The organism is Rhodobacter xanthinilyticus, from assembly GCF_001856665.1.
Taxonomy (GTDB): Bacteria; Pseudomonadota; Alphaproteobacteria; order Rhodobacterales; family Rhodobacteraceae; genus Rhodobacter; species Rhodobacter xanthinilyticus.
This window is the reverse complement of sequence record NZ_CP017781.1, coordinates 1,521,683-1,533,539: the sequence shown is the minus strand read 5'-3', so window position 1 is coordinate 1,533,539 and position 11,857 is coordinate 1,521,683. Positions and strand designations below refer to the sequence as shown.

Genomic DNA, 11,857 nt, shown 5'->3' with positions numbered 1-11,857 from the left:
GGGGGCCTCCTCAATCGCCGGGGACGTCGTAAAGCTCGATCTCGAGGCTCGGGCGGCCGCGCCCGCGCACGTCGATGAAAAGCCAATCGGGGGTGGAGAAGAGCGCGAAATCCCATTTGCCATTGGCGCGGAACATCGCGTCGTAGAAGGGCAGGAAGAAGCTGTCGTTGCCCGCGAGATGGGCGTCATAGGGCAGCTCGACCCCGAAGACCGGGAAGGTGCGGCCGCGGCAGAGCGCGACGAAGCGGATCGCGATGCCGCGCGCCTCCATCACGGCGCGGGTCGGGTGGCTCCAGCTCGCCAGATCGAGCGGCTGACAATCGCCCGCGCCGTAGCGCATGTTGGCGATCGCGATCCAGTCGTCGAGCTCGGTATGCTGGGCGTCTTCGGCGGCCCAGGGGTCGGCGGCGGGCGCGGGCGTGGCCGCCGCGGGCACGGCGCGCACGCCATCCACCACGAGTTCGGCGCCGAGCCGCTGGAAGAGCGCCTGATGTTCGGCGAGCGGCGCGCCCTGCCCGATCAGCTGGAAGAGAAACTGCCGCCCCTTGGCATCCTTGCGATCGAACGCATATTGGAGAAAGCGCTCGGTGGGCCCCTCGGTATGGATGAAAAGCGCGCCCTGCCCCGCGATGGTCAGCGGCCCATGCGCGACGATATCGTCATAGCCCAGAAGCGGCTCATCAGGCAGCCAGAGCCGCGCCCAGAGCTGATAGCGCCCGTCGGGGCTCGCCAGGTCGATCTCATCGGCGCGCCGCGCGGTCACGGCCCAGTCGGCCGGGGCGCCAAAGCCGTAGGCGCCCAAGCTGTAGCTGCGCCACTCCTCGGCCCGCGCGGGCGCACCAAGCGCCAGAGCCGCGATCAGAATTGCAAATAAATTCCGCAAGATAACACGCATCTTCCCCTCCATCTCAGGGCGCAAGCCCGGGCGCGAGCGCCACCCCCCGCGCCGCCGCCGCGCGCAAGATCGCCCCCGTCGCCGCCTCGAAAGCATCCCCCGGGATCACCCGCCGCGCGCCGGATTTCAGCCCGATCTCGAGCCCCGAGGAGGGCCGCGCGAGCATCACCGCGCCCGCCGCCGTCGGGTTGCCGAGCGCGCCCGCGGCCGCCCCGAGCGCGCGCACCCAGCCCGGCAGATCGCGCCGCCAGGGCCGGATCTCGGCGATCTCGTCAAAATCGATCCGCCAGCCGCCGAGCAGCGTGAGGCTCTCGAGCCCCTCCGGCGTGAGGCGCAAACTCACCCCCGCGCGGCGCGCCGCGATCATGCTCAGCGCCAGAAACGCGCCGCCCACGGGCCAGGTGAGCACGGCCGAGGGGTGCAGCCCCGCGCCCGCGCGCCCCGCCCAGAACGGCAGCGCGATCAGCACGCCGCCCCAGAGAAACCCCATCCAATCGGGCAAGATCACCGCCGAAACCGCGCCGTAACGGTAGCTTCCCGCCCAGCCCGCGCGCGCCTCGAGCCCGGCGCGCCCGCGCGCGCTCAGCCCATAGAGGAGCGCCGCAAGGCCAAGCCCCGCCGCCGCCCCGCCCGCGCCGATCCGTGGCCAAAGCGCCAGCGCGCCGATCACCAGCGCGGCCGGAACGAGCCGCCCGCCGATCAGGGCAATTGTCCGAAGTCTTCGCATCTCGCCCCCCTCCTCCAGGGGTGCTCACCCTCTGATCTTCGGGCGCGGGCGGGGGGAGGCGCTTTGAGATGGGTCAAATTCGGCGCGGGTTTGGGCGCGGCATGGCGTCGCGCGGGGGCGGCTCAGCCGCCGAAGTCGAGCACCGCCTGCACCGCGCGCGCCCATCGCGCGCGTGCCGCCGCGCGCGCAGGCGCTGCCATCGCGGGGCTAAAGCGGCGCTCAAGCGCCCAGGCGGCGGAAAATTCGGCCCGGCTCGGGCCGATGCGCGCGCCCCGCGCCGCGAGCCAGGCCGCGCCGAGCGCGGTGGTCTCGAGCACGGCGGGCCGGTCAACCTCGGCGCCCAGAAGATCGGCGAGCGCCTGCATCGTCCAATCCGAGGCCGCCATGCCGCCATCGACGCGCAGCCGCACCTGCGCGCCCGCGCCCCCCGCGCCGCGCGCGCCCTCGGCCCAATCGGCGCGCATCGCCTCCCAGAGATCCGCGGTCTGCTGGCCGACGCTTTCGAGCGCCGCCCGCGCGATCTCGGCGCGGCCCGCGCCGCGGCTCAGCCCCAGGATCGCGCCGCGGCATTCGGGCGCCCAATAGGGCGCGCCCAGCCCGGTGAAGGCGGGCACGAAGACCACCCCCGCCCCCGGATCGGCGGCTTCGGCGAGCGCCTGCACCTGCGGCGCGGCCTCGATCACCTTGAGCCCGTCGCGCAGCCATTGCATCACCGCGCCGGCGATGAAGATCGCGCCCTCGATCGTGTAAGTCCTTGTTCCGCCGAGCTGAAGCGCGACGGTGGTGGCATCGGTCGCATGCACGCGCCCGCCGGTGAGATGCCAGATCAGCCAGCTGTCAACCGTGCCAAACGCCAGATCGCCCGCCTCGGCACGCGCCCGCGCGCCCGGCACATGATCGAGGATCCAGGCGATTTTCGTGGCGGAGAAATAGGGGGCGAGCACGAGCCCGGTGCGCGCGCACGCGGCCCTCATGGCCCTCGGCGGTGAGGCGCGCGCAGGTCTCGGCGGTGCGGCGGTCTTGCCAGACGAGCGCGTTATGGATCGGCCGACCCGTCGCGCGCTCCCAGATCACGGTGGTCTCGCGCTGGTTGGTGATGCCGATCGCGGTGATCTCGGCGGCGGTCTTGCCCGCGCGGGCGAGCACGCCCTGCACCGAGGCCGCGACCGAGGCCCAGATCTCGGCCGGGTCATGCTCGACCCAGCCCGGGCGCGGGAAGATCTGGGGGAACTCCTGCCCCGCCTGCTCGATCGGGCGCAGGGCGGCGTCGAAGAGGATGGCGCGCGCCGAGGTCGTGCCCTGGTCGATGGCGAGAATGGTCATGGGGGCCTCCGGCGCCGATGGAAGCGCGCGGGGGCGGCCCCGTCAAGGGGCGTGCGCGGCGATATGGGCGGCGAGGCGGGCGACCTGATCGGGGGTCAGATGCAGGCCGAACTTGCCGCGCCGCCACAAGATATCCTCAGGCGCGCGGGCCCATTCGCGCGCGATCAGCCAGTTGACCTCGGCGGCATGGAGCGTCGCGCCAAAGGCCTCGCCGAGGTCTTCGGGGCGGCGCGCCGCGCCCAGGATCTCGCGCGCCTCGAGCCCATAGGCGCGGATCAGCCGCCGCGCCCAAGGCCCGGTGAGGAAGGGATAATCGCGCACGAGATCCTCGGCGAGGCGCGGCGCCTCGGCGGGCGCAAAGCCGCCCCCCGGCAGGGTCGAGCCCGCCGTCCAGGGGCCGCGCATCTGCGGGAAGAACGGCGCGAGTTTTTCCAGCGCATGCTCGGCCAAACGCCGGTAAGTGGTTATCTTGCCACCGAAAATATCGAGGATCGGGGCGGTCTCGCCCTCGAGTTTGAGGACATAATCGCGGGTGGCGGCAGTGGCCGAGGAGGCGCCGTCATCATAGAGCGGGCGCACGCCGGAATAGGTCCAGACGACATCTTCGGGGGTCACGGGCTTGCGGAAATAGCGCGAGGCGGCGGCGCAGAGATAGGCCACCTCGTCCGGCGAGCAGATCGCCGCGCCGGGGGGGCCGTCGTGTTCCTGATCGGTGGTGCCGATCAGGGTGAATTCCTCCTCGAAGGGGATCGAGAAGGTGATCCGGCCATCGGCGCCCTGGAAGAAATAGCACCGGTCATGGTCGTAAAGACGGCGGGTGACGATATGGGAGCCGCGCACGAGGCGGATGCGGGCGGGCGGCTCGGCGCCCACGGCCTCGCGCAGCACCGCCTCGACCCAGGGGCCCGCGGCATTGACGAGCGCGCGGGCGCGATGCGTCGCGGGGCCGGCGGGGCCCTCGGTCTCGATCTGCCAAAGCCCCTCCACCCGGGCCGCGCGGGTGACGCGGGTGCGCGTCTCGATCACCGCGCCGCGGGCGGCGGCATCGCGCGCGTTGAGCACGACAAGCCGCGCATCCTGCACCCAGCAATCGGAATATTCCCAGCCGAAGCGGAAGCGCGGGTCGAGCGGCTGGGCGAGCGGGCCCCGGCTCAGATCGACCCGGCGGGTGCCGGGCAGGAGTTTGCGCCCGCCCAGATGGTCATAGAGGAAGAGCCCCGCGCGGATCTGCCAGGCCGGACGGCGGCCGCGCAGCCAGGGCATCGCGAGGCCGACAAGGCGCGAGACCGGTGAGGTCGCGTCAAAGCGCATCGCCGGGTCATAGGGCAGCACGAAGCGCATCGGCCAGGAGATATGCGGCATCATCGCGAGCAGCACCTCGCGCTCGGAGAGCGCCTCGCGCACCAGCCGCAGCTCGAGATATTCGAGATAGCGCAGCCCGCCGTGGAAGAGCTTGGTCGAGGCCGAAGAGGTCGCCTGCGCCAGATCGCCCTGCTCGGCCAGCCGCACCGAGAGCCCCCGCCCCGCCGCATCGCGCGCGATCCCGGCGCCGTTCACCCCGCCGCCGATGATGAAAAGATCAACCGGATCATCCATTTGGCGCCCCCTTTTCCTGCCGCTCATGCTGGCGCAGCCGCGCCGAAAGTCAACGCCTTGCCAGAGCCGCGCGACAGCAAGGTGACAGATGCGCGGCAAGTGATTGATTTTGCGCCGCCTTGCGGGTATTTTATCTGTCGACAAGAGGCACATGATGACCGACACCCCCCTCCCCGAACGCAAACGCGGCTCCGGCGCGCGGTTTGTCTATGATGTGCTGCGCGACGAGATCCTGAGCCTCGCCCTGCCGCCGGGCAGCCCGATCGACGAGGTGCAGATCTCCGAGCGGCTCGAAATGTCGCGCACGCCGGTGCGCGAGGCGCTGGTGCGGCTGGCGGGCGAGGGACTGGTCGTGACGCTGCCCAACCGCTCGACGGTGGTCGCGCCGATCGACTTCCTCAACCTGCCGGCGTTTTTCGACGCGCTGACGCTGATGTATCGGGTGACGACGCGGCTCGCGGCCGAACATCACCGCGCCGAGGATCTCGAGACGATCCGCGCGCGCCAGCTCGACTTTGAGCGCGCGGTGACCGCCCAGGACGCCAAAGCGATGATCGCAAGCAACCGCGAGTTCCATGCCGCCATCGCAGAAGCCGGGCGAAACCCCTATTATACATCGCTTTTCTTGCGGCTCCTCGATGAGGGGCGGCGGATCTTGCGGCTCTATTACCACAGCTTCGACGACCGGCTGCCGCAGGAATATGTCGTCGAACATGAGGATATGATCGAGGCAATCGCGGCGCGCGACATCGAGCGCTGCGACCGGCTGGCGAGCGCGCATGCCGATCAGATCGTGCGCCAGATCCGGGCGCTGATCGCGCGCGACCGGCGCCAGCATCCGGCGCTCTGAGCCCCCACCCGCACCGACAGGGGGCGCTGCCCCCTCGGGCTCCGCCCTCACCCCCGGGATATTTCCGCATCGTTGAAGCGCAGTCGGGTCTCTTCAATGATGCCCAAATATCCCGGCGGGCGCGCCGTCAGGCGCGTGGGGGCAGCGCCCCTTCCGGCTTGGCCTATCGCGCTCGATTTTTATGTCGACAAATAAAATACAACGTGGCACGATCCCTTCATCCCGGCGAGACTCACCGGCTCAGCTGCAAGGAACCTCGCCATGATCGCCCCGATCTCCCCCGCCATCTTCTCCGGCTGCATCCCCGCGCTGATGACGCCCTGCAAGGCCGACCGCACGCCCGATTTCGACGCGCTGGTGCGCAAGGGGGCCGAGCTGATCGCGGCGGGGATGTCGGCGGTGGTCTATTGCGGGTCGATGGGCGATTGGCCGCTCCTGACGGATGCCGAGCGGATGGAAGGTGTCGCGCGGCTCTGCGCGGCGGGGATCCCGGTGATCGTCGGCACCGGCGCGGTCAACACCAAGATCGCGGCCGAACATGCAGCGCACGCCGCGCGCGCCGGCGCCAAGGGGTTGATGGTGATCCCGCGGGTGCTCTCGCGCGGGCCCTCGCTCACCGCGCAGCGCGCCCATTTCAAGGCGATCCTCGCGGCCGCGCCGGAGCTGCCGGCGGTGATCTACAACAGCCCCTATTACGGCTTCGCGACGCGGGCCGACCTCTTCTTCGCGCTGCGCGAGGAGCATCCGAACCTCGTCGGCTTCAAGGAATTCGGCGGCCCGGCGGACATGCGCTATGCGGCCGAGAACATCACCTCGCGCGATGATGCGGTGGCGCTGATGGTGGGGGTCGATACGGCGGTGTTCCATGGCTATGTGAACTGCGGCGCGTCGGGCGCGATCACCGGGATCGGCAACGTCCTGCCCAAGGAGGTGCTGCATCTCGTGGCGCTGTCCGAGGCGGCGGCGGCGGGCGATGCGGTGGCGCGGGGGCGCGCGCTCGAGCTCGAGGCGGCGCTTGGGGTGCTGTCGAGCTTCGACGAGGGCCCCGATCTCGTGCTCTATTACAAGCATATGATGGTGCTGACCGGAAACCCGGAATATACCTTGCATTTCAATGCCTCGGACGAACTTTCGCCGAGCCAGAAGGGCTATGTCGAGGCGCAGTTCAAGCTGTTCCGGGCCTGGTATGCGGCCTGGTCGGCGGCGCTCTGAGGGGGCGGCGATGAGCTATGAACCCCATGGGCGGCATCTGATCGCGGGCGAGTGGGTGGCGGGCGCCGCCACCTTCGAGAGCCGCCCCGCGACCGGCGCGCCCAGCGTTTTCGCCCAAGGCTCGGCGGCGCTCGTCGCCGCCGCGGCCGAGGCTGCCGAGGCTGCGGTCTGGTCCTATGGCTTTGCGCCGCGCGAGACGCGCGCGGCCTTTCTCGAGGCGATCGCCGAGGAGATCGAGGCGCGCGGGCCCGCGCTGACCGAGACCGCGGGCGCCGAGACCGGCCTGCCGGCGGCGCGGCTCGAGGGTGAGCGCGGCCGCACCACCGGCCAGCTGCGGCTCTTCGCGGCGCATATCCGCGCCGGCGATTATCTCGACCGGCGGCTTGACCCGGCGCTGCCCGAGCGCGCGCCGCTGCCGCGCCCCGAGATCCGCCTGATGCAGCGCCCCGTCGGCCCGGTTGCGATCTTCGGCGCGTCGAACTTCCCGCTCGCGTTTTCGGTGGCGGGGGGCGATACCGCCTCGGCGCTCGCCGCCGGCTGCCCGGTGGTGGTGAAGGCCCATGAGGCCCATCCGGCGACCTCGGAAATCGTCGCGGGCGCGATCGATGCGGCGCGGGCGCGGCTCGGGCTCGATGCGGGCGTGTTCTCGATGGTGCATGGCGGCGCGCATGAGGTCGGCGCGGCGCTCGTGCAGCATCCGGCGATCAAGGCGGTGGGATTCACCGGCTCGCTCGGCGGCGGGCGGGCGCTTTTTGACCTCTGCGCGGCGCGGCCCGAGCCGATCCCGTTCTTTGGCGAGCTGGGCGCGGTCAACCCGATGTTCTTCCTGCCCGGCGCGGCGGCCACGCGGGGGGCGGCGCTCGGCGCGGCCTGGGCGGGCTCGCTGACGATGGGGGTGGGGCAGTTCTGCACCAACCCCGGCATCGCGGTGATCCGCGCCGATCTGGCGGGGCCCGTGCTGGCCGGGGCGACCGAGGCGTTGGCCAAGGTCGGCGCGCAGGTGATGCTGACCGAGGGGATCGCGGCGGCCTATCGCGCCGGGCGCGACCGGATCGCGGCGGCCCCGGGCGTGCGCGCGGCGCTCAGCTCGATGTGCCAGGCGCGCGAGGGCAGCCCCAATCTCTTCGTGGTTTCCGGGGCCGATTGGCGGGCGAATGCCGATCTCGGGCATGAGGTCTTTGGCCCGCTCGCGCTTCTGATCACCGTCGAGAGCGATGCGGAAATGGTTGAAATCGCGAAGAGTTTTGCGGGGCAGCTGACCGCGACGCTGCATCTGGAGGCCGAGGATACCGCACTTGCCGGGCGGCTCATGCCGGTGCTCGAGCGGATGGCGGGGCGCGTTCTGGCCAATGGCTTTCCGACCGGCGTCGAGGTCTGTGACGCGATGGTCCATGGCGGGCCCTACCCCGCCTCGACCAATTTCGGCGCGACCTCGGTCGGCACGATGGCGATCCGGCGGTTCTTGCGGCCGGTGTGCTATCAAAACCTCCCCGAGGCGCTCCTGCCCGAGGATCTGCGCGGGCTCTGAGCGCTTGGGGCGGCCTCCGCGCCGCCCCGCCCCGCCCTTGCATACAGAACATATTTCGGTTGAATCCGGGGCCGCCCGGGCTCATCATCCCCCTCAGATTGACTGACTGCGCCCCATGACTCGCTCGCCCTCCTCCCCCCGTCCCGACCCCGACGTGCTGATCATCGGCGCGGGGGTCATTGGCCTCTCGGCGGCGCTGGCGGCGCGCGCGCGCGGGCTCTCGGTGCGCGTGATCGACCGCGAGGGCCCGGCCGCGGGCGCCTCGGCGGGCAACGCCGGCGCGCTCGCCTTCAGCGATATCTTCCCGCTCGCCTCGCCGAAAATCATCGCGCAGGCGCCCAAATGGCTGCTCGACCCGCTCGGGCCGCTCTCGGTGCCGCCGGCCTATGCGCCGCGCCTCGCGCCCTGGCTGTGGCGGTTCTGGCGCGCCTCCTCGCCCGCCCGCGTGCGCGCCTCGACGGTGGCGCAGACCGCGATGATGCGGGTCTCGGAGGCGGCGATGCGGCCCTTCCTGATCGGCAACGGGCTTCTGGGCTATCTGCGCAACGAGGGCCAGTTGCAGGTTTACGAGGGCGCGCGCGAGTTTCAGGCGAGCCTGCCGGGCTGGGAGGCGCGGGCGGCGGAGGGAATCGCGTTCGAGCATCTGACCACCCCCGAGGCGATCGCGCAGGTTCAGCCGGGTCTGGCGGCGCGCTTCACCCATGCGACCTTCACGCCGGGGTGGTATTCGGTCTCGGACCCGAAGCTCTACACGCTCGCGCTCGCCGATGTGCTGCGCGAGAAAGGCGTCGAGATTGTCGTGGCGGAGGCGCGCGCGCTCACCGGGGGCGGCGTCGAGACCTCGCAAGGCCTTATGAAAGCGGGGAAAATCGTTCTCGCGGCGGGGGCCTTCTCGCATCATCTGGCGCGCAGCGCGGGGGTGAAGATCCCGCTCGAGACCGAGCGCGGCTATAACACCACCCTGCCCGCCAATGCCTTCGATCTGCGCACGCAGGTGACCTTCGGCGGCCATGGGTTCGTCGTCACGCGGCTCTCGACGGGCCTGCGAGTGGGCGGCGCGGTGGAGCTCGGCGGGCTCGAGCGCGCGCCCAATTTCGCCCGCGCCGAGGCGATGCTGACGAAAGCCGCGGCCTTCCTGCCGGGGCTCGAGACCTCGGGCGGCGTGCAATGGATGGGCTTCCGCCCCTCGCTGCCCGACAGCCTGCCCGCGATCGGGGCCCTGCCCGGGCGCGCCGAGGTGATCTGCGCCTTCGGCCACGGCCATCTCGGGCTCACCCAATCCATGGGCACCGCCGAGATCGTGGCCGATCTGCTCACCGGGCGCGCGCCCGGCTTCGATCTCACCCCCTTCTCCCCCTCCCGCTTCGCGAGACACGCATGACCCAACATATCTTCCCCTGCATCGACGGCCATACCTGCGGCAACCCGGTGCGGCTGGTGACCGGCGGCGCGCCGTTCCTCAAGGGCGCCAACATGCTCGAGCGGCGGGCGCATTTTCTGGCCGAATATGACTGGATCCGCACGGGGCTCATGTTCGAGCCGCGCGGCCATGACATGATGTCGGGCTCGATCCTCTACCCGCCGACGCGGGAGGATTGTGACGTCGCGGTGCTCTTCATCGAGACCTCGGGCTGCTTGCCGATGTGCGGGCATGGCACGATCGGCACGATCACCATGGCGATCGAGCACGGGCTGATCCGGCCGCGCACGCCGGGGCGGCTTGCGATCGAGGCGCCGGCGGGGCGGGTCGAGATCGAATATCGCCAGGAGGGCCGGTTCGTCGAAGAGGTGCGGCTGACCAATGTCGCCTCCTTCCTTTACGCCGAGGGGCTGACGGCCGAGGTCGAGGGTCTGGGCGAGATCGTCGTCGATGTGGCCTATGGCGGCAATTTCTACGCGATCGTCGAGCCGCAGAAGAATTTCCGCGACATGGCGGATTTCTCGGCCGGCGAGCTGATCGGCTTCTCGCCGCGGCTGCGCGCGGCGCTCAACGCGAAATACGAGTTCATCCACCCCGAACATCCGCAGATCGCCGGGCTGAGCCATATCCAATGGACGGGCGCGCCGCGCGACCCCGCAGCGCAGGCCCGCAACGCGGTCTTCTACGGCGACAAGGCGATCGACCGCTCGCCCTGCGGCACCGGCACCTCCGCGCGCATGGCCCAGCTCGCCGCCAAGGGCAAGCTCGCCCCAGGCGACGCCTTCGTCCATGAATCGATCATCGGCTCACTCTTCCATGGCCGGGTCGAGGCCGCGGCCGAGGTCGCGGGGCGGCCCGCGATCATCCCCTCGATCGCGGGTTGGGCGCGCACCACAGGCTACAACACGATCTTCATCGACGAGCGCGACCCTTTCGCGCATGGCTTTGTCGTGAAGTGACCGCCCGCCGGGGGCGGCACGCCCCCGGCCCCCCCTTCGCGCCGGGGGCGGCCCCCGCCCCCGGCCCCGCCCCCCGCCGCCGCCCTTCCCGGGCCGTTTCAGGAAAGACCTCGCCATGACCGCCAATTTCGACACCCTCCTCAACGGGTTTGCGAAAACCTCCGCCACGCCGATCACCGACGCCGAACTTCTCAGCCGCATCAAGGGCTTGCAAAGCGCGCTCGCCGCGCATGGGCTGGCTGCGGCCTGGCTCGACGCCTCCTCCTCGCTGCGCTATTACACCGGGCTCTCGATCGGGCTCTCGGAGCGGGTGCATGGCGCGATCGTGCCGGCCACGGGGCCGATCACCTATGTCTCGCCGGCCTTCGAGGTGCCCAAGCTCGAAACCATGCTGCGCATCCCCGGCGCGGTGCTGGCCTGGGAGGAACATGAAGACCCCTGCGCGATGATCGGGGCGCTGGTCGCGGGCGCGCGGGGGGGCGCGGCGGGGGGCGCGCTCGCGCTCGATCCGGCGACGCCCTTTGCCTTCGCCAGCCGCCTCACCGCGGCGATGGAGGGGCGCGTGTGCTCGGCCGAGGCGCTGATCGCGGCGCAGCGCCAGATCAAATCGCCCGCCGAGATCGCGATCATCCAGACCGCGATGGATGCCTCCTTTGCGGTGCAAAAGGCGGTTCATGCGGGGCTGCGCGCAGGCGTCAGCACCACCGAGGTCGCGCAATTCGTCGATGCCGCGCATCGCGCGCAGGGGCTCGCGCCGCTCTTCGTGGCGGTGCAGTTTGGCGAGGCGACCGCCTATCCGCATGGCGTGCCCTATCCGCAGACCCTGACCGAGGGCGATATGGTGCTCGTCGATCTGGGCGGCATCCTCGAGGGCTATCGCTCCGACATCACCCGCACCTACCCCTTCGGCACGCCGAGCCCGCGGCAGGTGGCGCTCTGGGGGGCGGAGGCGCGCGCGCAGGGCGCCGCTTTCGCCGCCGCGCGACTCGGCGCGCCCTGTGAGTCGGTCGATCTGGCCGCCCGCGCCAGCCTCGAATCGGAGGGATTCGGCCCGGGCTATGCGGTGCCCGGCCTGCCCCATCGCACCGGCCACGGGCTCGGTCTCGATATCCACGAGGCGCCGTTCATGGTCCGCGGCAACATGACGCCCTTGGCGCCCGGGATGGTGTTCTCGATCGAGCCAATGCTTTGTGTTTATGGCGAATGCGGCGTGCGGCTGGAGGATATCGCCTATATGACCGAGGCCGGCGCGCGCTGGTTCTGCCCGCCCGCGACCGACCCCGCCGCCCCCTTTGCGCCCGCCCCGCAGGCGGCGCGATGACGTCGCGTCGGGGGTTGCTGAAAATT

The 11,857-nt window shown here is 70.9% G+C and carries 9 protein-coding genes and 1 pseudogene; 6 read left to right on the top strand and 4 right to left on the bottom strand.

Annotated features, from left to right (window positions below; translation table 11 throughout):
• Positions 1 to 10: 10 nt before the first annotated feature.
• From LPB142_RS07570 to glpD, 4 genes and pseudogenes are all read right to left on the bottom strand, one after another.
• Positions 11 to 895 (bottom strand): hypothetical protein, encoded by an 885-nt coding sequence (locus LPB142_RS07570; RefSeq protein ID WP_156894340.1) that lies wholly within the window; start codon positions 893 to 895, stop codon positions 11 to 13.
• 13 nt (positions 896 to 908) lie between these two features.
• Entirely contained in the window at positions 909 to 1,622 is a 714-nt protein-coding gene (locus LPB142_RS07565; protein ID WP_071166001.1) for a hypothetical protein, read from the bottom strand.
• 122 nt (positions 1,623 to 1,744) lie between these two features.
• Positions 1,745 to 2,945 (bottom strand): annotated as a pseudogene (locus tag LPB142_RS07560) (FGGY family carbohydrate kinase).
• Positions 2,946 to 2,987: 42 nt separating this feature from the next.
• Entirely contained in the window at positions 2,988 to 4,541 is a 1,554-nt protein-coding gene (gene glpD / locus LPB142_RS07555; RefSeq protein WP_198037876.1) for a glycerol-3-phosphate dehydrogenase, read from the bottom strand.
• 154 nt (positions 4,542 to 4,695) lie between these two features.
• On the opposite strand from glpD, the gene LPB142_RS07550 reads away from it, so the two are divergent.
• The 6 genes from LPB142_RS07550 (at position 4,696) to LPB142_RS07525 (ending at position 11,831) form a co-directional block, all read left to right on the top strand.
• On the top strand, positions 4,696 to 5,391 hold the full coding sequence (locus LPB142_RS07550) for a GntR family transcriptional regulator (RefSeq protein WP_071167171.1): 696 nt from the start codon (positions 4,696 to 4,698) through the stop codon (positions 5,389 to 5,391).
• Between the two features lie 261 nt (positions 5,392 to 5,652).
• Positions 5,653 to 6,603, top strand: a complete 951-nt coding sequence (locus tag LPB142_RS07545; protein WP_071165999.1) for a dihydrodipicolinate synthase family protein — start codon at positions 5,653 to 5,655, stop codon at positions 6,601 to 6,603.
• 10 nt (positions 6,604 to 6,613) lie between these two features.
• Positions 6,614 to 8,131 carry an aldehyde dehydrogenase (NADP(+)) gene (locus tag LPB142_RS07540; RefSeq protein ID WP_071165998.1) on the top strand — a complete coding sequence of 506 codons (1,518 nt, stop codon included), beginning with the start codon at positions 6,614 to 6,616 and terminating at the stop codon, positions 8,129 to 8,131.
• A 115-nt stretch (positions 8,132 to 8,246) separates the two neighbouring features.
• Positions 8,247 to 9,512 (top strand): NAD(P)/FAD-dependent oxidoreductase, encoded by a 1,266-nt coding sequence (locus LPB142_RS07535; protein ID WP_071165997.1) that lies wholly within the window; start codon positions 8,247 to 8,249, stop codon positions 9,510 to 9,512.
• Positions 9,509 to 10,510: a 4-hydroxyproline epimerase gene (locus LPB142_RS07530; protein ID WP_071165996.1), complete on the top strand. Its 1,002-nt coding sequence runs from the start codon at positions 9,509 to 9,511 to the stop codon at positions 10,508 to 10,510. The genes LPB142_RS07535 and LPB142_RS07530 overlap by 4 nt, the downstream gene beginning before the upstream one ends.
• Positions 10,511 to 10,625: 115 nt before the next feature.
• Positions 10,626 to 11,831 carry a M24 family metallopeptidase gene (locus LPB142_RS07525; RefSeq protein ID WP_071165995.1) on the top strand — a complete coding sequence of 402 codons (1,206 nt, stop codon included), beginning with the start codon at positions 10,626 to 10,628 and terminating at the stop codon, positions 11,829 to 11,831.
• Positions 11,832 to 11,857 lie beyond the last annotated feature (26 nt).